At 67.5% G+C, this 21,951-nt stretch carries 21 protein-coding genes and 1 pseudogene; 10 read left to right on the top strand and 12 right to left on the bottom strand.

What is annotated here, in order from left to right; genetic code table 11:
- Together PMI12_RS27140 and panD are read right to left on the bottom strand one after the other, a co-directional pair.
- The coding region (locus tag PMI12_RS27140) for a VCBS domain-containing protein (RefSeq protein ID WP_007839166.1) at window positions 1–1,816 on the bottom strand (1,816 nt) is incomplete at its 3' end.
- A gap of 510 nt (window positions 1,817–2,326) precedes the next feature.
- Window positions 2,327–2,728, bottom strand: a complete 402-nt coding sequence (gene panD, locus PMI12_RS27135; protein ID WP_007839165.1) for an aspartate 1-decarboxylase — start codon at window positions 2,726–2,728, stop codon at window positions 2,327–2,329.
- Between the two features lie 179 nt (window positions 2,729–2,907).
- Between panD and PMI12_RS27130 the strand changes: the two genes are divergently transcribed.
- On the top strand, window positions 2,908–3,291 hold the full coding sequence (locus tag PMI12_RS27130) for a response regulator (protein WP_007839164.1): 384 nt from the start codon (window positions 2,908–2,910) through the stop codon (window positions 3,289–3,291).
- Between the two features lie 45 nt (window positions 3,292–3,336).
- On the opposite strand, the gene ilvB is transcribed toward PMI12_RS27130, so the two are convergent.
- A complete protein-coding gene (ilvB, locus tag PMI12_RS27125; protein WP_007839163.1) occupies window positions 3,337–5,124 on the bottom strand; it encodes a biosynthetic-type acetolactate synthase large subunit in 1,788 nt (595 codons plus the stop codon).
- Between the two features lie 65 nt (window positions 5,125–5,189).
- On the opposite strand from ilvB, the gene PMI12_RS27120 reads away from it, so the two are divergent.
- Window positions 5,190–5,684, top strand: coding sequence for an Lrp/AsnC family transcriptional regulator (locus PMI12_RS27120; protein WP_007839162.1), 495 nt, complete (start codon window positions 5,190–5,192; stop codon window positions 5,682–5,684).
- 223 nt (window positions 5,685–5,907) lie between these two features.
- Complete coding sequence (locus tag PMI12_RS27115; RefSeq protein WP_237726185.1) at window positions 5,908–7,827, top strand: sensor histidine kinase; 1,920 nt, start codon at window positions 5,908–5,910, stop codon at window positions 7,825–7,827.
- Between the two features lie 12 nt (window positions 7,828–7,839).
- On the opposite strand, the gene PMI12_RS27110 is transcribed toward PMI12_RS27115, so the two are convergent.
- A complete protein-coding gene (locus PMI12_RS27110; RefSeq protein WP_007839158.1) occupies window positions 7,840–8,733 on the bottom strand; it encodes a LysR substrate-binding domain-containing protein in 894 nt (297 codons plus the stop codon).
- 89 nt (window positions 8,734–8,822) lie between these two features.
- Here PMI12_RS27110 and PMI12_RS27105 point away from each other — a divergent pair, with 89 nt between their 5' ends.
- Window positions 8,823–9,599, top strand: a complete 777-nt coding sequence (locus PMI12_RS27105; protein WP_007839156.1) for an NAD(P)H-dependent oxidoreductase — start codon at window positions 8,823–8,825, stop codon at window positions 9,597–9,599.
- 15 nt (window positions 9,600–9,614) lie between these two features.
- Here the strand turns inward: PMI12_RS27105 and PMI12_RS27100 are convergent, their stop codons facing one another.
- The 5 genes and pseudogenes from PMI12_RS27100 to PMI12_RS27085 form a co-directional block, all read right to left on the bottom strand.
- Window positions 9,615–10,850, bottom strand: a complete 1,236-nt coding sequence (locus PMI12_RS27100) for an MFS transporter (protein WP_007839154.1) — start codon at window positions 10,848–10,850, stop codon at window positions 9,615–9,617.
- A 68-nt stretch (window positions 10,851–10,918) separates the two neighbouring features.
- Window positions 10,919–11,056 (bottom strand): annotated as a pseudogene (locus tag PMI12_RS29055) (chromate efflux transporter); the annotation flags it as partial.
- Window positions 11,057–11,206: 150 nt separating this feature from the next.
- On the bottom strand, window positions 11,207–12,172 hold the full coding sequence (locus tag PMI12_RS27095; RefSeq protein WP_007839152.1) for a Bug family tripartite tricarboxylate transporter substrate binding protein: 966 nt from the start codon (window positions 12,170–12,172) through the stop codon (window positions 11,207–11,209).
- 48 nt (window positions 12,173–12,220) lie between these two features.
- Window positions 12,221–12,583: an AtuA-related protein gene (locus PMI12_RS27090; RefSeq protein ID WP_007839145.1), complete on the bottom strand. Its 363-nt coding sequence runs from the start codon at window positions 12,581–12,583 to the stop codon at window positions 12,221–12,223.
- Window positions 12,580–13,971 carry an acyclic terpene utilization AtuA family protein gene (locus PMI12_RS27085; RefSeq protein ID WP_007839144.1) on the bottom strand — a complete coding sequence of 464 codons (1,392 nt, stop codon included), beginning with the start codon at window positions 13,969–13,971 and terminating at the stop codon, window positions 12,580–12,582. The genes PMI12_RS27090 and PMI12_RS27085 overlap by 4 nt, the downstream gene beginning before the upstream one ends.
- Window positions 13,972–14,071: 100 nt before the next feature.
- On the opposite strand from PMI12_RS27085, the gene PMI12_RS27080 reads away from it, so the two are divergent.
- Window positions 14,072–14,989 (top strand): LysR family transcriptional regulator, encoded by a 918-nt coding sequence (locus tag PMI12_RS27080; RefSeq protein WP_042674561.1) that lies wholly within the window; start codon window positions 14,072–14,074, stop codon window positions 14,987–14,989.
- Between the two features lie 42 nt (window positions 14,990–15,031).
- On the opposite strand, the gene PMI12_RS27075 is transcribed toward PMI12_RS27080, so the two are convergent.
- Both PMI12_RS27075 and PMI12_RS27070 read right to left on the bottom strand, forming a co-directional pair.
- On the bottom strand, window positions 15,032–15,682 hold the full coding sequence (locus PMI12_RS27075; protein ID WP_007839130.1) for an FABP family protein: 651 nt from the start codon (window positions 15,680–15,682) through the stop codon (window positions 15,032–15,034).
- 45 nt (window positions 15,683–15,727) lie between these two features.
- Complete coding sequence (locus PMI12_RS27070) at window positions 15,728–16,699, bottom strand: Bug family tripartite tricarboxylate transporter substrate binding protein (protein WP_007839129.1); 972 nt, start codon at window positions 16,697–16,699, stop codon at window positions 15,728–15,730.
- Window positions 16,700–16,991: 292 nt separating this feature from the next.
- Here PMI12_RS27070 and PMI12_RS27065 point away from each other — a divergent pair, with 292 nt between their 5' ends.
- The 5 genes from PMI12_RS27065 (at window position 16,992) to PMI12_RS27045 (ending at window position 21,364) form a co-directional block, all read left to right on the top strand.
- Window positions 16,992–17,381: a DUF427 domain-containing protein gene (locus PMI12_RS27065; protein ID WP_007839128.1), complete on the top strand. Its 390-nt coding sequence runs from the start codon at window positions 16,992–16,994 to the stop codon at window positions 17,379–17,381.
- A gap of 565 nt (window positions 17,382–17,946) precedes the next feature.
- Window positions 17,947–19,020: a GNAT family N-acetyltransferase gene (locus tag PMI12_RS27060; RefSeq protein ID WP_007839127.1), complete on the top strand. Its 1,074-nt coding sequence runs from the start codon at window positions 17,947–17,949 to the stop codon at window positions 19,018–19,020.
- Entirely contained in the window at window positions 19,017–19,868 is an 852-nt protein-coding gene (locus PMI12_RS27055; RefSeq protein ID WP_007839126.1) for a PA4780 family RIO1-like protein kinase, read from the top strand. The genes PMI12_RS27060 and PMI12_RS27055 overlap by 4 nt, the downstream gene beginning before the upstream one ends.
- 22 nt (window positions 19,869–19,890) lie before the next feature.
- Complete coding sequence (locus PMI12_RS27050; RefSeq protein ID WP_007839125.1) at window positions 19,891–20,826, top strand: ABC transporter substrate-binding protein; 936 nt, start codon at window positions 19,891–19,893, stop codon at window positions 20,824–20,826.
- 25 nt (window positions 20,827–20,851) lie between these two features.
- Window positions 20,852–21,364 (top strand): SET domain-containing protein, encoded by a 513-nt coding sequence (locus PMI12_RS27045; protein WP_007839124.1) that lies wholly within the window; start codon window positions 20,852–20,854, stop codon window positions 21,362–21,364.
- Here PMI12_RS27045 and PMI12_RS27040 read toward each other — a convergent pair.
- The gene (locus tag PMI12_RS27040; RefSeq protein WP_007839122.1) at window positions 21,334–21,933 is read right to left on the bottom strand and encodes a vWA domain-containing protein; all 600 of its coding nucleotides are present in this window, start codon (window positions 21,931–21,933) and stop codon (window positions 21,334–21,336) included. The two genes, PMI12_RS27045 and PMI12_RS27040, sit on opposite strands and share 31 nt — an antisense overlap.
- Between the last annotated feature and the right edge of the window lie 18 nt (window positions 21,934–21,951).

Here is a 21,951-nt window from a genome sequence, read left to right as displayed (position 1 = left end):
CTGCAGTGAAGCTGTCGCTGATCGTTTGACCTGCGCCAAGCTGTTGGATTGCCGCCTGGCCATTGTTGGCCGTGTAGGTCCAGCTGCCATTCGCCGCTAGCGTGAAACTGCCGTAACCATGGCTGCCGGCCGTGCCAGCCTGGGCTGCGAAGCTGGACTGCCCCTGGTCGACATCGGCAATCGTCAGCGCGCCGCTGGTGCTCAGGTTCGGCGTCGAGGCATCCTCGGTCACCGCCCCGCTGGCCACACCACCAATCACCGGCACGTCATTGGTCCCGGTCACCGTCACGGTGATCTGCTGATTGACCGTGCCGCCGTGGCCATCGTTGATGGTGACGGTGAAGGTTTCCGTCACAGTCTGGCCCTGGGCCAGATATTGCGTGGCCGCGTTGGCAACGCTGTAGTTCCAGCTCACCGTGCCGTCACCCGCGCCCGTGGCCGCATCGCTGACGCCGGCCGTCAACACCCCGCCCAGCGTGTTGCCTGAACCGGCCGCCACGCTGACGCTGTGCGCATCGCTCAGGTCCACGTCGTCGAAGGTGATCGTGCCGCTGTCGCTCAGGGTCGGTGTCGCCGCATCCTCGGTCACCGCCGCAGCGGCATCGGCCGTGCCGATCGTCGGCGCGTCGTTGGTGCCGGTGATGGTCACGTCGATCTGCCGGGTGACGATGCCGCCGTGCTGGTCGTTCACTGTGATGGTGAAGCTCTCGACCCGGGTCTGGCCCGCGGCCAGGTACTCGACAGCCGAGGCGTCCACGGTGTAGGTCCAGGTGAGCTGGCCGCCCGTGCCGGTCCCCGTGGTGTCGACGTTCTTGACCGCCGTCAGGCTCCCCAGCACGCTGCCGACCGGCGTGCCGGTGGCGCTCACCAGGTGCACGTCGCTCAGGTCCAGGTCGCTGAAGCCGATGACACCGCTGTCGCTCAGCGTGCCCGACGGCGCGATCTGCTCGCTCACCGCACCCACCAGGTCCTGGGCTGTGATCACCGGGCCATCGTTGGTGCCGGTGATGGTGATGGTCGCCGTGGCCAATCCCGTCCCACCATCGGCGTCTGTCACCTGGTAGTTGAAGGTGTCGGTTGCGGTCTCGCCCGCTGCCAGGTACTGGAAATCGGCCGCATGGGGCTGGTACTGGAAATACCAGGTCGATGGATCGCCCATCGCCGGCTGAACGAGTGTGGCCGTTCCGTGGGCTGGAGCCGAGGCCAGCGTCAAGCTCCTGACCAGGTCAGGGACAAGGTCGTTCTGCAGCACATGGATCTGTACGCCCGGACCGTCTTCGGTCGTCACGGCCGCATCGCCGAGCGCCCTTACCGCTTCGTTGGCCGGATTCAGCTCGATCCCGTCCACAAGGATTCTCAGGGCTTCGGTCATCTGGACGGTCAGCGTGGACGACCCGAAGCTGAAAACGAAATCGCTGGCCGAACCATTGGAAACCTCGCCGGTCCTGGCATTGGTCACTGCCGCAAGATGGGCCAGGTAGGCGGCAATCTGCGTCTGGGTGGCAGAGTCCAGCCACTGCGCCCGCGTGAACTGGAGCAGGAGCGTGTCGACGCCCGCCCCGCCCGTGTACACGTCTTTGGTGCCGACCGCGGCGTTCTCGCTGACGTTGTAGATCAGGGTGTCGTTCCCCGATCCTCCATTGAGCTGGTCGCTGCCGCTGCCACCGTCGAGCGTGTCGTCTCCCGCGCCACCATTCAACGAATCGCTCCCGGCTCCGCCGTTGACCGTGTCGTCCCCGTTGCCGCTGTTGATGGTGTCGTTGCCGGCCGTGCCGGTGAGAAGGTCGTTGCCGTTGGAGCCGGTGATCGCGGTCATGTGCTTCCTTTGTGAGCGCCGAAAGGCCGGCGCGTACCTGTCTCGACGCTGCGTTTGCTTGTTTGCAAATTAGATGGCGCCAGCGGCGCGAGCACATGGAAGGAATGTCCTTTCCCTCATGAGCGATAAGTACCGGGACGACTTTGAAAAGCCTGGTACTTTTGTCCTGCCGAGCATCCGTACGCGTGGGCGTGTGGTCGCGTTGACGCCGGGCGGGCAAGCGCCCTGGCTTCTCACCCAGTCTTTTTCACGCGCTGCCGCGCAGCCATGTAGTTGCCGGTCGTGACCGTGGCCGTCGTCGCCGCAGGCCTGCCAGTCGGCGAAGTGAACGCAGCCCTTGCTGGTGGCCGCACCGAGTTCGGCCGGCACCCGCGCGGCACCGTGCGCGGCATCGAATTCGAACGCGACGTTGACGAGCCAGCCGGCGTGATGCAGGGCAGCGCCTGCACGAGGGCGCTGCGGCTGGAGGATGTGAAAGGAGGCGTGAAAGGCTGCAGCAGCCTCAGGCGCTCAGGCCGGCACGGGCTCGCCGGAGGCGGCCTGCACCGGAATGTGCGCGCGCTCTTCCTTGATGCGGTTGGCGCCGTCCACGAAAACCAGCTTCGGCAGGTACCCGGCCACGCGCTCTTCGGGCACAAGGCCGAAGGCCGCAATGATGAGCAGGTCGCCGACGGCGGCCCGGCGCGCGGCCGAGCCGTTGACCGAGATGATGCCGCTGCCGCGCTCGCCGCGAATGGCGTAGGTCACGAAGCGTTCGCCGTTGTTGATGTTCCAGATGTGCACCTGCTCGTTCTCGGCCAGGTTGGCTGCGTCGAGCAGGTCCTGGTCGATGGCGCAGGAGCCTTCGTAGTGCAGTTCGCAATCGGTGACGGTGGCGCGGTGGATCTTGGACTTGAGCAATGTTCTGAACATGGTCGATGAAATTTCCGTGCAAGGGGGTTCGGGCCGGCGCAGTCTAAGCGCAAGCCTGCAGCGGTCTACGACAGGTGGCGGCGTTGTCCGACTCGCCCTCCGGCTTCAGTCCGGACAATGACCAGCCTCGGCCCGAGACAAGCCGAGCGTTACGTTACAAGAAGCTCCGGCCCCGCACGATGACCCGCATCTACCTGATAGAAGACAACCCCCTGATCGCCGCCACACTGGCCGACGGACTGCAGGAATTTTCCGAATGCAACGTGATCGGGACCGCCGCCACTTCGCGCGGCGCCATCGACTGGTTTCAGGACAATCCCGAAGGCTGGGACGCGGCCGTCATCGACATCTTCCTGGCCGAGGGCAATGGCCTCGCCGTGGCTCAGTACCTGCAGGCGCGCAAGTCACCGGCGCAGCGCACGGTCGTCCTCATGAACTACGCAACCTCCGAGGTGCGCGAAGGCGCGCTGTCCGCGGGTGTCGATGCGGTGTTCGACAAGTCGCACGAACTCGAAGCTTTCTACGAGTTCTGCAGGACGCTGAACATCTCGCCGCGCCGCTGAGTCCGCTTCTACCCCCTCTCCTCTCTGGGAGAGGGAACAGAGTCTTCACGCCTCCTCGTACCAGCGATCCTTCGCCAGCATCACCCGGTGGTGCCCATGCCCCGACGGCATCATCGGAAAGCAGTTCTCCTGCGCCGCCACTTGCACGTCCAGGAAGAACGGCCCTTCGCTCGCCAGGCATTCAGCCAGCGCGCCTTCCAGCTCGGCCGGGTCCGACACCCGCCGTGCGCCCCAGCCGAAGGCCTTTGCCAGCGCCACGAAATCGGGCAGCGCCTCGTTCCAGCTGTGGCTCAGGCGATTGCCGTGGTTCAGCTCCTGCCATTGCCGCACCATGCCCATGTAGCCGTTGTTGCACAGCACCAGCTTCACCGGCGCGCGGTGCTGCACCGCCGTCGACAGCTCCTGGATGTTCATGAGCACCGAGGCATCGCCGCTCACGCACACGGTCAGCGCCTCGGGGTGGCCGATCTGGGCGCCGATGGCCGCGGGCAGCCCGTAGCCCATGGTCCCGGCGCCACCGGAGGTGAGCCAGTGGCGCGGGCTGTCGAAGCGCAGGTACTGCGCGGCCCACATCTGGTGCTGCCCCACGTCGGTCGACACGATGGTGTCGCGCCCGCCCGCGCCGATGGCCCGCTGCAGCGACGACATCAGCTGCTGCGGCAGGATCGAATCCTCGCGCGCCTCGAAGGCCAGGCAGTCTTGGGCGCGCCAGCGTTCGATGCGCGCCCACCACGGCGCCAGACGCTCTGGTGCGAAGCCCTCGGCCGGCAGCAGCGCCAGCAGGTTTTCGAGGATCGCCGCGCAGTCGCCCACCATCGGCACGTCCACGCGCACCACCTTGTTGATGCTGCCGGGGTCGATGTCGATGTGGATCTTGCGCGCGTGCGGACAGAACTCGTCGAGCTTGCCGGTCACGCGGTCGTCGAAGCGCGCGCCGACGCACACCACGAGGTCGGCCTCGTGCATCGCCAGGTTGGCTTCGAGCATGCCGTGCATGCCCAGCATGCCGATGAACTTCGGGTCCGATGCGGGGAACGCGCCCAGCCCCATCAGCGTGAGCGTGCACGGCGCGTGCAGCAGGTTCACGAGCCGCGCGAAAGCCTCGCAGGCGGCTGGCCCCGAATTGACCAGCCCGCCGCCGCCATAGACGACAGGCCGGCGCGCGGTCGAAAGCAGGTCGGCCGCGCGCTGCATCATGGCCTTCGGCGGCAGCGCCGTGCGGCTCGTGCGCAGCGCGCGCAGCGGCGAAGACTCGGGCGCCCTGCCCAGCCGGTCGAGCTGGATGTCCTTCGGCACGTCGAGCAGCACCGGTCCCGGGCGGCCGGTGGTGGCGATTTCCAGCGCGCGCCGCACCAGCGAGGGCACGTCGTCGGCCGAGCGCACCTGCCGGTTCCACTTGGTCACCGGGCGCGACATGCCGAGCGCATCGCTCTCCTGGAATGCCTGCGTGCCGATGACGGCGGTGGCCACCTGCCCGCTGATGCAAAGCACCGGCACCGAATCGCTCATCGCATCGAGCAGCCCGGTGATGGTGTTACCCACGCCCGGCCCCGAGGTGACCAGCACCACGCCCACGCGGCCGGTGCTGCGCGCATAGCCCTCGGCCGCATGCACGGCCGCCTGCTCGTGGCGCACCAGCACGTGGCGCAGCCTCGGCTCGCCGTGCAGCGCGTCGTACAGCGGCAGCGCCGCGCCGCCGGGGTAGCCGAAGATGGTGTCCACGCCGCACTCGACCAGCGTGTCGAGCAGGGCTTCGGCGCCGTTGCGGATACGGATTGGCGCTTCCGGGTGGAGAGACAGGGAAGACGTGAGGGGTAGGTCGAGAAGTCGCATGCCGTCGATTCTTCCGGTTTGAGCGCAAAATATGCTTCTTTCTTTTGGCCTTTTTGGCTCCATTCATGAAAACCAGTCGGCAAAACACCAATGACAACGAAGGATCTTTCGACAAGACCGACCTTGCCATCCTGCGCGTTCTGCTGCTCGACTCGCGCAAGACCCTGCAGGAGATCGGCAACGAGGTCGGCCTGTCGCCCACCAGCTGCTGGACGCGCATCAAGAAGCTCGAGGCCTCGGGCGTCATCAAGCGCTACACGGTCGACGTCGATCCGGCCAAGCTCGGCTACCACGACTCGGTGATCGTGCAGGTCACGCTCGAAAGCCACACCGACGAGACCCTGTATGACTTCGGCCGCACGCTGGCGACCATTCCGGAGATCCAGGAGGCCTACCTCGTCTCGGGCGACTACGACTACTACATCCGCATCGCCGTGCGCGACACGCGCGACTACGAGCGGCTGCTGCGCGAAAAGCTCTACAAGATCCCCGGCATCCGGCACAGCAAGTCGCACTTCGTGCTGCGGGTGCTGAAGGAAACCAGCGTGCCCGTGATCTGAGGGTGAGCGCGCCGATGCCCGGGTGAGCGGGGAAATTGGGCCAAGGACATAATCGGCTCGCGGTCGGCCGGCGGGAGCGGGAGCCGAACCGCATCACAGCGCCTACGTTCGTCAGGCGCATCCACAAAAATGAGTTCCATGGCAGAAGCGATCTAGATCTATGAGGCCAGCCCGCAAAGGCTGTTGGAGAGTCAGCCGATGGATCGCCAAGCTGTGGCTTGCCTTGCCGCTCGCCGTACTGCCTTGTGCGCACGCCAGCGAACCATCGGAGGCCGATGCCGTGCCGCAGCACGATGGCGTCGTCCACATCACGAAGGCCGAGCTGCTGTCCGTTTCCGGCACGGGTTATTCCGCCCCTCCGAAGCGTGCGGAAGACGCCGCGCTGCCGGCCGACGGCTGGAAGACGATCAGCCTTCCGCATACGGCCCCGCGCGAACTGGTGCCCACGTCTTCCAGCGGCGCGCGGACCGTCACCGACTGGTACCGCATCGACCTGGCCGGGCTGGCGCCATCGGCGCAGCCGCGCCTTCTTTATCTCCCGCGCTGGAAGACCCTGGGCCACATTGCGGTGTACGGCGACGGCCTTTTGCTCTATCAGTCGCATGGCAGCCCCGTCCACAACGACTACAACCATCCGCTCCTGCTGCCGCTGAACGCGACCGCCAACACGCCTTCGCCCACGTCCGTGCTGATCCGCGTCGACCGCCTGCGCAACAGCGGCAGCGGATTCTCGACCGTGTGGGTGGGCGACGAGGATTCACTCAGCTGGCGCTACCAGATGCGCCAACTGCTGCAGGTGCAGTTGCCGTTCATGGGCAGCGCCGCCTTCCTGGCGGTTGGCGCATTCGCGTTCGCCGTGTGGCTGCGCAAGAAGCGCGAATCGCTCTACCTGCTGTTCTTCGCCATCTCCGCGCTCGCCTTCCTGCGAACGCTTCACTACTACGTGGGCGGCAGCTACACCCCGATTTCGGACGAATGGTTCGAATGGATCACCGTTGCCAGCCTGCTCTGGCTGATCGTCCTGATCCACCTGTTCCTGCAGCGCCTGCATCGGCAGCCTTCGGCCTGGCTGACCCGCTCGGCGCTGGCCTTGACGCTGGCCTGCAATGTCGCAACGCTGCCTCACGCCTCGACGTGGGTGGTCAGCCTCTACCTCTTCACGCCCCTGCTCAACCTGATGGTGCTGCCCGTCGCGGTGCTGATCTTTGCGGTGAATTTGCGCAAGGCGTTGCGCGCGCAACTGCCCGAGGGACGGCTGGTGGCGGGCTGGACCGTCTTCGCCGTCGCCTTCACCTCCTACGACGGGTTCCTGCAGAACAACCTGGTCAGCCCGGAGAGCGTGTACACCTCTCCCTACGCCATCATCGGCCTGTTCTTCGTCTTTTCGTACATCCTGTTCCAGCGCTACACCGACGCGTTCGCCGAAGTGGGCCGGTTGAACAAGGGCCTGGCCCAGCGCCTGCAGGCCCGCGAAGCCGAGCTGGGGCAAAGCTACCGGCGGCTGCGCGCCATCGAAACCCAGCACATGCTCAGCGCCGAGCGCCGGCGCCTGATGCAGGACATGCACGACGGACTCGGTTCGTCGCTGATCAGCGCCATCCGCTCGGTGGAGCGCGGCACCATGAGCGACGCCGAGGTTTCCGACGTGCTCAAGGGCTGCATGGACGACCTGAAGCTGGTGATCGACTCCATGGAGAACGTGGACGCCGACTTGCTGCTGCTGCTGGCAACCCTGCGCTTTCGCCTGGCGCCGCGCATCGAGAGCGCGGGTGTCGCGCTGCGCTGGGAGGTGCAGCCCGTGCCCGTGCTGTCCTGGCTGGAACCGAAAAGCGCGCTGCACATCCTGCGCATCGTGCAGGAATGCGTGGCCAACGTGCTGCGCCACACACGGGCCACCACCATCTGCGTGAGCACCGCGACGCTCGACCAGGCCGTGTGCGTGGCGATCGAAGACAACGGCGCGGGCTTCGACGTGGATGAGGCCCTGCGCCGCGGCGGCCGCGGGCTGCGCAACCAGCAGCGGCGCGCGCTTGCCATCGGCGCCACCGTGAGCTGGGAATCCGGCAGCACCGGCACCCGCTTCATGCTGTGGCTGCCCCTGCACCGCAAGGTCGACGCCGAGAAGGCCATCGATGCCTTCTAGGCCCGCCGGGCTTCAGAGGCTCGCCGCGATCTGCTCGCGCAGCCACTTATGCGCAGGGTCGCGGTGCCGGCGCTCATGCCAGAGCATGGCCATCTCGTAGCCGGCCACCTCGAGCGGCGCTTCCACCACCCGCAGCCCGGGCGCGCCGCGCGCCAGCCGCTCGGGCAGCATCGCCACCATGTCGGTGGAGGCCAGCACCGACATCATGAAAAGGAAGTGCGGCACCGACAGCACCACGCGCCGCGCGAGGCTCTTCCCTGCGAGCGCCTCGTCCGTCGGCCCGGCGAAGCCGCCGCCGCCGAGCGAGACCACCACGTGCTCCAGCGCGCAGAACTGCGCCAGCGTCGGCCGCCGCTTCAGGCGCGGATGCCCTGCCCGCCCGGCCAGCACATAGCGCTCATGGAACAGCACGCGCCGGTGCAGCCCCGGTGGCGCGCCCACGCTGGTGTGAAAGAACAGGTCGATCTCCCCCTGCTCCAGCTGCCGTGCCATGCGCGACGGCACCGCCTCCACCACGGCCAGCCGGGTGTTCGGCGCTTCGGCGCGCAAGCGGGCCAGCGCCGGCAGGAGGATGGCCGACTCGGCGTAGTCGGCCGCGGCCACGCGCCAGGTGGTGGTCGCCTCGGCCGGATCGAAAGGCCGCGTGGGTGCGACCGCGCGGCCCAGCGACTCCAGCGCTTCGCGCAGCGGCTCGCGCAGTTCGTCCGCGCGAGCGGTGGGCCGCATGCCGCGCTGCGCGGGCACCAGCAGCGGATCGCCGAACACTTCCCGCAGCTTGGCGAGCTGCACGCTCACCGAGGGCTGCGAAAGGTTCAGGCGCTCGGCCGCGCGCGTGACGTTGCGCTCGGCCAGGAGCGTGTCGAGCGTGACCAGCAGGTTGAGATCGAGGCGGCTGAAATTGTTCATGTTAATTGCTGGAATTCAGACTATTCATTTCCAATATATCGCTACGGCGCCTAACCTGCGGACATCTTCATTCCAACCCTTGTGAAACCGTGAACATCCTGCTGGTCCTTGCCCATCCCGAAGCCGCCTCGCTCAACGGTGCGCTCCATCGCTTCATGACCGAACGCCTCGCGGCCGCCGGCCACTCCGTGCGCGTGTCGGACCTGTACGCCATGCGCTGGAAGCCCGCGCTCGACGCCGACGACTTCCCTGCGCGCGATGCCGCCGCGCGTTTCGACCCCTCCCTTGAATCGCTGCAGGCCTTCGAGGCCGGCACGCAAACCGCCGACATCGCCGCCGAGCAGGAAAAGCTGCTCTGGGCCGACGCGGTGATCCTGCAGTTTCCGCTGTGGTGGTACTCGATGCCGGCCATCCTCAAGGGCTGGGTCGAGCGCATCTACGCGTATGGCTTCGCCTACGGCGTGGGCGAGCACTCCGACACGCACTGGGGCGACCGCTTCGGCGAAGGCACGCTGACCGGCAAGCGCGCCATGCTGGTGGTGACGACCGGCGGCTGGGCCTCGCACTACGCGCCGCGCGGCATCAACGGGCCCATGGACGACCTGCTGTTCCCCATCCACCACGGCATCCTCTACTACCCCGGCTTCGACGTGCTACCGCCTTACGTGGTGCATCGCACGCACAAGGTCGACGAGGCCGCTTACGCGCGCATCACCGAAGAGCTGGGCCAGCGGCTCGACACGCTGTTCACGGCCGAGCCGATTCCGTTCCGCCGGCAGAACGGAGGCGACTACGAGATTCCCGCCCTCACGCTGCGCGAGGACATCGCACCGGGTGAGGCGGGCTTTGGGGTACACAGTGCCTAAGGCAGTTGTCGGTTCTCACTGGTTCGCAATTTCTGGTTCAAGTCGATCCCGCCGCATGGCACGCCACAGGGCGAGATCGTAGGAAATCTTGAGCAGCCCGCACGCAATGAGCGGCAAGGAGATCCATCCGGCCGCAAACAGTGCGCCACTGAGCGTCGGACTGATGGCCGCGGCCAGGCTCCGCGGAACGGCAGTGAAACTCGCCGCGGCGCTGCGCTCTGCAGGAGTCACCACGGCCATCACATAGGCCGTCCGGGTGGGAACGTCCATCGATGACAACGCGCTGCGAACCATCAGCAAACCAAGCGCAATCGGCAAGCTGGGCGCCAGCGCAGCCAACACAAGGCAGACGTTGGCGGGCAGATGCGTGAAGACCATCGTGTTGAGCAGCCCTATTCGTTGTGCAACCACAGGAGCCGCGAGCTGCGATGCGGCACTCAGCAAACCAGTCCAGAAGAAGAACACTCCGGCCTGGGTCAGCGAGAAGCCGAATCGCTGCAGCAGCCATAGCGACATCAACGCGTTGACCGTCAATCCGCCGGCGAAGGCGTCGACGCTGAAGAGTGCCGCCAATCGCATCACCACGCCGCGTGAAGGCCCCAGGGGTGCCGGGGCGACAGGTGCGCCGCTTGAGTTGTTGCCTGCGTCAGGGGCCGACAGGTCTCGATAGAGCCAGAAAACAATGAGCCCGATCGCGGCATACACCAGGAACATTCCGCGCAGCGCGTCGAGGCGCGCAAGCCGGCTGTGTTGAACCAGCCAATCCGGCACGGCCGCAGCCAATGCGCCTATCGCGGCACACAGCGCACCCAGGAGGCTGTAGCGGGCAAACAGCGCGGTTCGCGCATGGCCTTGCGCCGCTGCGGCCAGCCGGGCGTGTTCGAGAGGTAGGAAGACGCTCACATCGCCCGAACTGGGGTTAAGGGTGCCGACGAGCGCGACGACCAGCAACGGCCAGAATGCCGACAAACCCGCAAAGCCGAGGCCGGTCGCGGCCATCAGCACGGCGGCAATGCGCAGCAATTTCCCTCCTGCGAAGCGGTAGCCCCATGCACCAACCGCCAGCGTGGCCAAGGCAGAGCCCAGCATCGTGGCCGTGCTGAGGATGCCGACCTCCAGCGTACCCAGCCCGTTCGAAAGCAGGTAGGCCGGCAGCAGCACGGCCATGTACCCATCGCCGAAGGCGCGCAAACCTCGTGCGGCGAGCAGAGGCATGGCGACGGGGTCGACGCCGGCGGGCAGCAGGCGCATGAGACCGCCCAATGAACGAGACGAAGGGGGCGTACTCATTGCGTGCCGGAGAGGAAAGAAGGCCGGGCCACGATCGCGATTTGCCCCGCTGGTCCGCCAAAGCTGATGAAGCCGGGCTTGAGCCAGAAGCGGAAGGCTTCAGCGAATGAAATGGACTGGATGGGCGCAGAAGGCGCGGGCTGTGCGTCAGGCAAGGCGGTGTCCACAGATAGCTCCGTTATGAGTCGCCAGCGCTTGGACGGGACACCGTCTAACTTTGCAGAACGGGAGGCTGTATTCCCGGTGGCGAGATCGTAGCAGACAGAGCCGGCCAGCCGTGTGCGCCCAGACTGCGGATGCCCGCCACGGCGCGCGGTCTACTCGGCCTCGATGCCGGCCGCCTTCACGATGCGGCCCCACTTCTGGGACTCGGCCGCCTGGAACTTCGCGAGCTCTTCGGGCGAGGTCGTGTACACCTCGGTGCCGGTCGGCTCGTAGAAGGCCGTCTTCGCGGCGTCGCTCTTCGCGGCCTTCACCAGCAGCTCATTGAGCCGCTTGACCACGGCCGGCGGCGTCTTCGCGGGCGCATAGGCCGCGAACCAGTAGCCCATCTCGTAGCCCTTCACGCCGGCCTCGGAAATGGTGGGCACATCGGGCGCGAGCGGCGATCGCACCGAGCTGGAAAAGCCCAACGCACGCAGCTTGCCTGCCTTGACCTGCGGCAGGCCGGTAGCGGTGTCGGTGATCATCATGTGGATCTGGCCGCCCAGCAGGTCGGTCACGGCGAGCGTGTTGCTCTTGTAGGGCACGTGCAGCAGCCTGATGTCGGCCATCTGCTGCAGCAGCTCGCCCGCCATGCGGCTCGACGAACTGCCGCTGCCGAAGCTGTACTTGCCCGGCTCCTTCTTCGCAAGCGCGATGAATTCGGCCACGCTCTTCGCTGGGAACGAGGGGTTCACCACCATGATCTGGCCGCCCTTGCCGAGCGCGGCCACAGGCACGAAGTCTTTCACCGGGTCGTAGGGCAGCTTCTTGAACAGGTGCTCGTTGGCAGCGTGCGTGGTGTTGGTAGTGATGAGCACCGTGTAGCCGTCGGCGGACGCCTTGGCCACGTTCTGCGAGGCGATGAAGCCGCTGGCGCCGGCCTTGTTGTCGATGATGACGGCTTGCTTGGTCTCGGCCGCGACCTGGTTGCCGATGGCGCGCGCGATCTGGTCGGTAGCGGTACCGGCCGCGAAGGGCACGACGAAGGTAATGGGCTTCTCGGGGAAGGCCTGCGCATGGCCCAGCAGCGGCGCCAGGGCCAATGCGGTGGTCAGTACGGTGAGGGGAAATCGTTTCATTGTTTTGTCTCCGGATGGAATGGTTCAAAGAAAAAAAGGAAGCCGCCGCTACGGCCCGGCCAGCAAGGGCTCGAGTGCGCGCGGCACGCGCACAGGCATGTCGAGCAGCAGGAAAGACAGCGCCTTGCCGTGTGCATCGAGGTTCAGCGCATCGTTGACGCCGCCGTCGAGCACTGCGTCGAGCACGAAGTTCATCGCGTGCAGCTTCGGCAGCACGAAGCGCTGCACCTGCGACGGCGCGCGATGGCGGAACTGCGCGGCCACGCGCTCGGGCGTGATCTGTTCGACCAGCAAGGGATACAGCTGCGGGTGCCAGGCGATCACGCTGATGTTGGAGCGATCGCCCTTGTCGCCGGTGCGGCCGTGGGCAGCGCGATAGAGCGGCACGTCGATCATGTCGAGGGTGTTCATGCCAGTGCCTCCGCGTCGAGCAATTCGAAGCGCACCGGCACTGCTTCGCGCGGCAGCAGGCACGACAGCGTGTTGAGCCGCGGCGTGAGCGCGGTGCGCACGCCGCCGCCGCCGGCCGGGCCGCAGGTGTAGAGCGCCATCACCTCGCGCGCCAGCCGTTCGGCCTGCGCGCGATCGGTATGCGTGGCCGCCACGCGCAGGCGCACGTCGCGCAGGCCCGCATCGGGCGTATCCGCCAGCGCGCGGCCGGCGTCGTCGCCGAGGATGCTCAGCGCGCCGATCAGGTCCACGCGCAGCGCGAGTCCGTCGAGCCGCTTGCGAAGCACATCTGCAGCAAGCCGAGCGCGGGCCTCGGCGCGTGCCCCCGCATAGGAGATCTCGCCCTCCGCCAACCAGCCGCCTTCATGGCAGACATTGACCTTGTAGCGGCCCGGCCGTTCGTGGCCGCGCACGCCGGAGAGCGCCACGCGGTCGGCGCCGGGAAGCGCGCGCACGTCGGCATCGGCAATGTCCGCGACCACGTCGGGCGTCAGGTAGGCGGCCGGGTCATGCACCTCGTAAAGCAGTTGCTCCTTCACGGTGGCCTCGCTCACGAGGCCGCCGGTGCCGTCGGCCTTGCCGATGGTGCAGCGGCCATCGGCGTCGATCTCGGCGATCGGAAAGCCGACCGCCTCCAGCCCCGGCACGTCCTTGTAGTCAGGATCGGCAAAGTAACCGCCGCACACCTGCGCGCCGCATTCGAGCAAGTGGCCCGCCATGGTCGCGCGCCCGAGCCGGTCCCAGTCGTCGGCACGCCAGCCGAAGTGCGACATGGCCGGCCCGACAGTGAGCGAAGGGTCGGCCACGCGGCCGCACACCACGATCTGCGCGCCAGCGTCGAGCGCCCCGGCAATGGGTTCCGCGCCGATGTACGCATTGGCGCTGACCATGCGCAGGCCTTGCATCCGCGCGCCGAGCGCTTCATTCAGCAATGCGCGCTGCTCGGGTCCCGACAGGTCGTCGCCCTCCACCACCGCGATGCGCGGCGCATCCGCGCCCAGTTCGCGCGCCATGCGGGCGATGTGCCGGGCGGCGGCACGCGGATTGGCGGCACCGAAGTTGCTCACGATGCGAATGCCATGCACCAGGCATCGCGCGAGCACAGGCCGCAGCATGTCGTCGAGCAACGGCTCGTAGCCGGCGTCGGGGTTGGCGCGACGGCGCAGCTGCGCCAGCGCCAGCGTGCGTTCGGCCAGCGTCTCGAAGATGAGGAAGGCGCGACTGCCGGCAGGCCCCGCGGCGAGCCGCGCGATCAGCGTGTCGACCACCGGCCCGGCGGCATCGGTGCGGTCGCCCGAGAAGCCGGCAGCGCATCCGATCAGCAGCATGGACGGTTCGATGGAGTTCATTGCTATGCACTGTAGGCAGCGGCCGCTCATCCGTAAAATCGAAAATCCGGATCGATTGATCCGATTTTCAAATAACAAGCCGGCCACCGACATCCAGGACATGAGAAAGACGCCCGACCTCTCCACGCGGCAGCTGCGCGCCTTTCTCGCGCTGGCCGAGCACCGCAACTTCACGCGCGCGGCGCAGAGCAGCCACCTTTCGCAGCCCGCGTTCAGCGCGCTGATCCGCACACTCGAAGACGCGGTCGGCACGCGTCTGTTCGACCGCGACACGCGCAGCGTGCAGCTCACGCCCGAGGGCCGGCTGTTCGAGGGCTCCGCGCGCCGGCTGCTCGACGACATGGGCAGCGCCATGGGCGACCTCGCCGACCACGTGGAACGCCGCAAGGGCCGCGTGCGCGTGGCCGCCCTGCCCTCGCTCGCGGCCGGCTGGCTGCCCGCGGTGTTCGCCGAGTTCATGCAGGCCTGGCCGGGCATCCGCATCGACCTGGACGACGCGCTGTCCGACGCCTGCATCGCGCTGGTGCGCAGCGGCCAGGCCGACTTCGCGCTCGCCGCATCGGGCGCCGGGGGCACCGCCGACGGCGACCTGCGCGCACGCAAGCTCTGCACCGACCGCTTCCACCTCGTGTGCCGCGCCGACCATCCGCTCGCGCGCGAGCCGCGCCTCACGGCGAAGAAGATCGCGCCCTACCCCTTCATCCAGATGGCGCGCAACAGCAGCGTGCGGCAGGCGCTCGACGCGGCGCTGCATCCGCAAAGGTTGAATGCGGTATTCGAGGTGGAGCACCTGGCCACCGTGATGGGCCTCGTCGAGGCCGGTCTGGGCATCAGCGTGGTGCCTGCCCTCACGCTGTTCCATTTCCAGCGCGAGACGCTGGTGACGCGGCCACTGCCCCTGCCGTCCCTCACGCGCACGCTCTACATGGTGCAGCGGCGCGAAGGCAGCCTGTCGGTGGCGGCGCAGACGCTGCACGACCTGATCGTCGCGCGGCTGGGGTCGCTGCGGCTGGACTGATGCCCGGCGCGCAGCAAGCCAGGACCAGCTGGCGATAGCCGCTCAGCCCACGGCGCTCGCCATCGCGGCACGCGCAGTCGGATTCGGCGTGGGCTCCCCGATCTTGCGCATCGTGTTGCGATCGGTGTGGCTGAAGGGTTCGGGCTTTCCGCGCACGCTCAGCACCGTCTCGAGTTCGTAGGACCAGCTGCCATCATCATGGATCGACACCTCGATGCTGTAGCGCAGCGTCTTGAACGCATGCTCCAGGAACGGGTTGGCCACGATGCCGTTGGTCTCGCCGCCGCGCACCGCTTCGAGCCTGAAACTGCGGTCGCCGGGCTTTGCGTGGCCGGTGGCCATGGCCGTGAGCCCGCGCGGGATCGACAGCGTCTGGATCAGCGCGCCCGTGGCGGGCTCCCACAGCCAGTAGCCGACCTGGTCGTGAAAAGTCTCCACCTCGTCGGGCTTGGCGATGCGCAGGTGGTAGCGCAGCCCGTAGAAGATCTGCGGCCCGTTGGTCTGTGCATCGATGGGCTGGAACTCCGCGTGCTCGATGAAGGCTTCGGCCTCGGGGCCGTCTTCCTTCGGGCTCACGTCGTGGCCGGCCGTGCCGATCCAGAGGCCCGCCAGGCCCGTGAGCGGGCCGAGGTTGGCGAGCGTGTGCGGATCGGGCTCGGGTTCCGTGTAGATGTCGCGGGGAAACTGTTCCATGTTCTTTTCCTGATGAAATCTTCTCTTGTGGCGTGAGGATAAATGTCACTGGTCGAGGCGAATGCCAACCTTGGCGATGATCGCACCCCATTTGCGGCCCTCGCTGTCGATGAAGGCCTTGAACTCCTCGGGCGAGCCGCCGCCCGCCACCAGCCCCTGGTTGGCCAGCAGTTCGCGCACGGCCGGCTCCCGCAGCACCTCGTTGACGTCGGCGTTGATGCGGCGCACCACCTCGGGCGGCGTGCCGCTGGCGGCGAAGAAACCATTCCAGGCCAGCGCCTCGAAACCGGCATAGCCCGACTCGGCCACGGTGGGCAGGTCTTTCATGAGCTCGGAACGCGTGGCGCTCGTGATGGCGATGAGCTTCACGCGCTGCCCCTGGATCAACGGCAGCAGCGCGGGCGCCACCGCGAACAGCGCCTGCGTGTCGCCCGCCGCCAGCGACAGACCCGCGGGCGGCGAACCTGCATAAGGCACATGCACCGCCTCGATGTGCGCCACGCTGCGAAACAGCTCCATCGTGAGGTGCGACGAACTGCCCGCGCCCACCGACGCATAGCTGAATTTGTCGCCCCGCTTCTTCGCCCATTCGACGAACTCCGGCAGCGTGTTCGCGGGGTTGTTCGCCTGCACCGCCAGCACGTTGGGCTGCGAGGTCGTGAGCACGATGGGCACCAGGTCGCGCGAAGGCACATAAGGCATGCGCGCATACATGTAGGGGCCGAAGGCAATCGGGCCGTTGAAACCGATGCCCAGCGTGTAGCCGTCGTGCGGCGCCTTGGCCACGGTGTCCATGCCGATCAGGCCACCCGCGCCCGCCTTGGTCTCGATCACCACGGGCTGCTTCCAGATCACGCGCAGGCGGTCGGCCAGCGTGCGCGCGATCAGATCGAGCGAACTGCCTGCAGGTGCGGGCACGATGACGCGAACTGGCTTCGCGGGCCAGTCCTGAGCCCATACGCCGGCGGCCAACACGCTGGCAAGCAACAACATGGCGAGCTTGTAGTTCTTCTTCACTTCAGTCTTTCACTAGTGATTTACCCGAACGATACGGCCTGCGCTTTGTCAAGAACTGATGCGCGAACGACACACAAGCGTGACCGCACGCATCCTGCACATCGAGACCTCGCAAATCCAGGTCCAAATATGAAGTCGAAAGGCTTCCAGAGCGGTTCCGATGGGCTCGATGGCCTTTAACCACTTTGCGAACGGGCCAATTGTGCAGGGGCTTCAAACTGCCATCGCATCGCGGCAAGATGCGCATCCGCCGAATCTTGCGTCAACCCGATCTGACCGAAGGAGCATTCTCATGTTCGCTACCGCGGAACGCACCATCAAGACCCCCGGCCCCGATCATCCGATCACAATCACACCGAACCCGCTGCGCGTGGTGGTGTCGGTCGACGGCCGTGTCATCGCCGACACGCGCGAAGCGTTGACGCTGCGCGAAACGCATTTCGGAACGGTGCACTACATCCCCCGCAAGGACGTCAGGATGTCGCTGCTGGAGCGTACGCAACACGCGACCTATTGCCCGTACAAGGGCGAGTGCAACTACTACAGCATTCCTGCAGGCGGCGAACGCTCGGTGAATGCGGTATGGACCTACGAGTCGCCCTACGAGCCGGTCGCACAGATCAAGGACCACCTGGCGTTCTATCCAGATCGCGTGGGACCGATCGAAGAACGCGTCGCCTAGCGCGCGAACTCACCTCGCCGGTCTTGACCGGCGCGAGCGTCACCGTGTTCGGCTCGGCGTGCGCTAAAAGCCCAACCAGCTAACGGCTGACATGCCGATTACAAGCCGGCGAACAGCGCCATTGCGGCGCACCGTGACGCAGGCTTGCTGATGGGCTTCACCAACATCGCCACCACCGCCGAAGCGCACCAGCTCGCGGCAAGGCTGCGCGCGGCTTTCGGCTGACCTGCCGTCAGGCCGTTCCGTGGCCGAGGGCGGTCACGATGCGCGCGTCAAAACCACACCGCACTTCACAGCACGCGGCAAGCCCGCTACATTCGTCGCTTCGACAACCACACAGAAAGCGGAGGTGCGCGATGGAAGACACTGCAATTCAAGCCCCCACCAACGTGCGGTTTGCCGGGCCTCATCTGAACTGATCGTTCACGCGTCGACCGCGTAGCCGGTCTGCCCCGCGCGGCCATCACCCGCCGCGACGACCACAAACCGCCCCGATTCAAACGCCGCTACCGGCACGCACGTGCCGGCAGCGCCCCGTTCATTTATCGAATCAAGGCCAACGACCATGCTTGAAAACCGTGCCGCACCTGCGCGGCATACCGTGACCACCGTGTTCGATCCCCAGCGCGCTTCCGAAACCGACTGGGGCCATTTCCTCGCCTACTGGCGCCTGCGCGCCGCGGAAGACTTTCCCGGCGACCCTGTTCCTCCCGATGCCGACACCCGGCACAACGTGCTGCAGCCCGGCCCGCTGTATGCCGTTCATCGCGTGCTCGCCGTTGGCGCACACGGCGAATTCATCGGCAGCCTGAGCGCGAGCTTCCGCCGCGAAGGCACGCCCGGGCACGAGGCGTTCGCACCGTTCCTCGAAGCCTGGGGCGGCGTGCTGCGCCCGCACCGGCGCCGCGGCGTGGCGAGCACGCTGCTTCGCGCGTTGCTGGCGTTGATGGAAATGCACTGCAAGTCCGTCGCAACCATCAAGACCCACTTGCCCGACGGCCACGCCTTCCTGCAGGCCATCGGCGCCGTCGAAAAGCACCGCAGCGTCGAGAACCGCATGCCCCTGGCCGGGCTCGACTGGCAGATGCTCGCCCGCTGGCGCGCTGATGGCTTCGCGCCCGCCCACGGCCTGCGCACCGAGGTGCACGCGGGCCGCGTGCCCTTCGAGCGGCTCGCTGCGCTGATGGCGCCGCTGTCCGCGCTGCTGAACGACGCGCCCACCACCAACCTCGAACGGCCGCCGCTGCGCTACGACCTGGAGGACTTCCCGCCCTGGTATGCCGACATGGACCGCCGCGGGGGCGAGCACTTTCTCGTGCTCCTGCTCGACGGGGACGAGGTGGTCGCGGTGTGCGACGCCTCCTGGAACCAGCGCTTCCCCGACCGCTTGCAACAGCGGCTCACGGCCGTCGCGCGCCAGTGGCGCGGCAAGGGCCTTGCAAAGGGCGTGAAGGCCGCCATGCTGCAGCTCGTGCGCGAGCGCCACCCCGAGGTCACGCTGGCCGTGACCCACAACGCCGAAGTCAATGCCCCCATGCTCACCATCAACCACCGGCTCGGCTTTGCCGCGCACAAGCACGACGGCCTCTACCAGATCGACACGCAAAGCCTGCGGACCTTCCTGGAGGCACGGCCATGAAGGCACCCCAGCGACTGCAGGCATTGATCGACGAGGGACTGATCGACACCGTGGTGCGCCAGCTCATGAGCGGCAAGGAAGCCATGGTCTACGTCGTGCGCTGCGGCGACGAGACGCGCTGCGCCAAGATCTACAAGGAAGCCGACAAGCGCAGCTTCCGCCAGGCCGTCGACTACACCGAGAACCGGCGCGTCAAGAACACCCGCGAGGCACGCGCCATGGCCAAGGGCACGCGCTTCGGCCGCAAGGTGACCGAGGCCATCTGGCAGAGCGCCGAGGTCGATGCGCTCTACCGCCTGGCCGCCGCGGGCGTGCGCGTGCCCACGCCGCACAACTTCCTCGAAGGCGTGCTGCTGATGGACCTGGTGACCGACGCCCACGGCGACGCCGCCCCGCGCCTCAACGACGTGGTCTTCTCGCCCGAAGACGCGCTGCGCCACCACGCCAGCCTGCTGAAAGAGGTGATGCGCATGCTGTGCGCCGGCATCGTGCATGGCGACCTCTCCGAGTTCAACGTGCTGCTGGCCGAAGACGGCCCGGTGATCATCGACCTGCCGCAGGCGGTGGACGCCGCCGGCAACAACCACGCGCGGCGCATGCTGCTGCGCGACGTCGAGAACCTGCGCAACTTCTTCGGCCAGTTCGCGCCCGCGCTGCTGCGCACGCACTACGGCGACGAGATCTGGCAGCTGTACGAACGCGGCCTGTTGCGCCCCGAGACGGAACTGACCGGCACGTTCGTGCGCGAGACCGGCCCGGTCGACCTGCGCAACGTGATGCGTGAGGTGGACGACGCACGCGAGGAAGAAGCGGCGCGGCGCCTGCGCATGCAGGCACCGCGACAATAGCGGGCTGACAACGCCCGCCCCGATGAACCCCACCGCCCCACCGCCCCCCGCTCCGCACCCGCCGTTTGCCTCCGCCGCCCGCCAGATCGCGAAGGCCGCGGCCTTCGTGGCCCTGGGCTTCGGTTCGGTGGCGCACGCGGCGGGCATCCGCCTCGAAGACGACCGCGGCACCACGCTCGAACTGCAGGCGCCGGCGCGGCGCATCGTGTCGCTGATGCCCTCGCTGACCGAAACGGTCTGCGCGCTCGACGCCTGCGACCGGCTGGTGGGCATCGACCGCCATGCCAACTGGCCGGTGTCGGTGAAGGGCTTGCCGCAGGTCGGCGGCATCGACGACGCGAACATCGAGCGCATCGTCGCGCTCAAGCCCGACCTTGTGCTGCTGCGTCCGCGCAGCCGCGCTGCCGAACCGCTGGAGCGCCTTGGCATCAAGGTGCTGGCGCTCGACGCCAAGACCCACGCCGACATGCGCCGCGTGATGGAAACCGTGGCCCGCGCCACCGGCCGGCCTGGAGCGGGCGAAGCCTTCTGGCGCAGGCTCGACGCCGGGCTGGACGCCGCCAAGGCCCGCGTGCCGGCCGGCTGGCAAGGCCGTCGCGTTTACTTCGAGGTGCACGGCGGCATGGCCGCGGCCAGCGAGAGCTCCTTCATCGGCGAGACGCTGGCCCGCCTCGGGCTTGGCAACGCTGTGCCGGGCACACTCGGCCCGTTCCCGAAGATGAGCCCCGAGTTCGTGGTGCGCGCCAATCCGGACGTGCTGATGGTGTCGGCGCTCGGCGAAATCTCCGCCATGGCTTCGCGGCCCGGCTGGTCGGCCATGTCGGCCATCCAGCGCGGGCGCGTGTGTAGCTTCGCCTCGGCGCGCTTCGACCTGATGATGCGCCCCGGTCCGCGGCTGGACGAAGCGGCCGACGCCATCGTGGGCTGCCTGGCCTCGCTGGGCGCACCGAAGCCCTGACACCCGACGACTCATCCCTTCCGCCATGAAGCATCGCAAGCAAACCTCCTCCACTCCTTTCGTCCGGGTAGGCCCCAGCGGCGTGCACGGCCTCGGCGCCTTCGCCACGCGCGACCTGCCGGCGGAAGCTTTCCTCGGCCTCTACGAAGGCCGCCGCTACACCCAAGCCGAGATCGCCACCAAGGTCTGGGACGACCAGCTCACCTACCTGTTCACGCTGTCGAACCACGAGACCATCGACGGCGCCAAGGGCGGCAACGCCACTCGCCACCTGAACCATTCATGCGAGCCGAATTGCGAGGCCGTCGAGGAATACGACGAGGGCGGCGAAATGGTGCTGAAGTTCCAGACGCTGATGGCCGTGGACGCAGGCGACGAGCTATTCATCGACTATTCGCTGACCGCGGACGACGGCTCGCCGCCGTCGAAGTACCCGTGCCATTGCGGCTCGCCCAGTTGCCGGGGAACGATGCTGGCGCCGGTCGAAACAGCGGCCGGGCAAGACGCTCAAGCGTTCGGGTTCGAGGCCACGACGTAGCGCGCATCCCAATGCGTGGCAAGCTGCCGCGCACGGTGCAGCGGCACGCGCGCCGTCTCGAAGTCCACCACGCAGGCCATGTCGGCGGCCTCGGGCCGCGCGGGGTTTTCGCTGCTGCGGCCATCGGTCAACAGCCACAGCCAGCGTTGGCGCGACTCGCTCTTCGCCAGCAGTTGCCCCGCGCGCTGCACGCCCAATGCCAGCGGCGTGCCACCGCCCGCTGCGATCGGCGCGACCCAGTCGTCATTCCAGGCGCTGGCGCGGCGCGGCGGCAGGCGCAGTTCGACCACCTCGCCGGCAAAGCACAGCAGCGCGACGTGGTCGCGGCGCTGGTAGGCCTCCTGCATCAGCGCGAGCAGCAGGCCCTTGGCGCGCGCGAGGTTGCCGTCGCTGCGCATCGAGGCCGAGCAGTCGAGCAGGAAGCAATGCAGCGCGCCGCTGCGTGCCTGCTGCGGGCGGCGCCGCAGGTGCTCCGGGCGCAGATGGCCGGCACCGCGCGCCGCGAAAGTGCGCGGCCAGTCGAAGGCCGCGCCCTGCGAGGCGGGGCCATGCCATGCATCCCTCTGCACGCCCTGCCTCCGGTCACC

Origin of the sequence: Variovorax sp. CF313 (genome assembly GCF_000282635.1) — a bacterium.
Taxonomy (GTDB): Bacteria; Pseudomonadota; Gammaproteobacteria; order Burkholderiales; family Burkholderiaceae_C; genus Variovorax.
The sequence above is the reverse complement of the archived record's forward strand: the minus strand, read 5'-3'. Positions and strand labels throughout refer to the sequence as shown.

Bases quoted from the DNA above. Each gene is read 5' to 3' on its own strand.
- panD (WP_007839165.1), bottom strand. From the start codon at position 2,728: ATGTTCAGAACATTGCTCAAGTCCAAGATCCACCGCGCCACCGTCACC.
- PMI12_RS27130 (WP_007839164.1), top strand. From the start codon at position 2,908: ATGACCCGCATCTACCTGATAGAAGACAACCCCCTGATCGCCGCCACA.
- ilvB (WP_007839163.1), bottom strand. From the start codon at position 5,124: ATGCGACTTCTCGACCTACCCCTCACGTCTTCCCTGTCTCTCCACCCG.
- PMI12_RS27120 (WP_007839162.1), top strand. From the start codon at position 5,190: ATGAAAACCAGTCGGCAAAACACCAATGACAACGAAGGATCTTTCGAC.
- PMI12_RS27110 (WP_007839158.1), bottom strand. From the start codon at position 8,733: ATGAACAATTTCAGCCGCCTCGATCTCAACCTGCTGGTCACGCTCGAC.
- PMI12_RS27100 (WP_007839154.1), bottom strand. From the start codon at position 10,850: ATGCGCCTGCTGCCCGCCGGCGTCGACCCCGTCGCCATGCCTCTGCTC.
- PMI12_RS27095 (WP_007839152.1), bottom strand. From the start codon at position 12,172: ATGAAACGATTTCCCCTCACCGTACTGACCACCGCATTGGCCCTGGCG.
- PMI12_RS27090 (WP_007839145.1), bottom strand. From the start codon at position 12,583: ATGAACACCCTCGACATGATCGACGTGCCGCTCTATCGCGCTGCCCAC.
- PMI12_RS27085 (WP_007839144.1), bottom strand. From the start codon at position 13,971: ATGAACTCCATCGAACCGTCCATGCTGCTGATCGGATGCGCTGCCGGC.
- PMI12_RS27080 (WP_042674561.1), top strand. From the start codon at position 14,072: ATGAGAAAGACGCCCGACCTCTCCACGCGGCAGCTGCGCGCCTTTCTC.
- PMI12_RS27075 (WP_007839130.1), bottom strand. From the start codon at position 15,682: ATGGAACAGTTTCCCCGCGACATCTACACGGAACCCGAGCCCGATCCG.
- PMI12_RS27065 (WP_007839128.1), top strand. From the start codon at position 16,992: ATGTTCGCTACCGCGGAACGCACCATCAAGACCCCCGGCCCCGATCAT.
- PMI12_RS27060 (WP_007839127.1), top strand. From the start codon at position 17,947: ATGCTTGAAAACCGTGCCGCACCTGCGCGGCATACCGTGACCACCGTG.
- PMI12_RS27055 (WP_007839126.1), top strand. From the start codon at position 19,017: ATGAAGGCACCCCAGCGACTGCAGGCATTGATCGACGAGGGACTGATC.
- PMI12_RS27050 (WP_007839125.1), top strand. From the start codon at position 19,891: ATGAACCCCACCGCCCCACCGCCCCCCGCTCCGCACCCGCCGTTTGCC.
- PMI12_RS27045 (WP_007839124.1), top strand. From the start codon at position 20,852: ATGAAGCATCGCAAGCAAACCTCCTCCACTCCTTTCGTCCGGGTAGGC.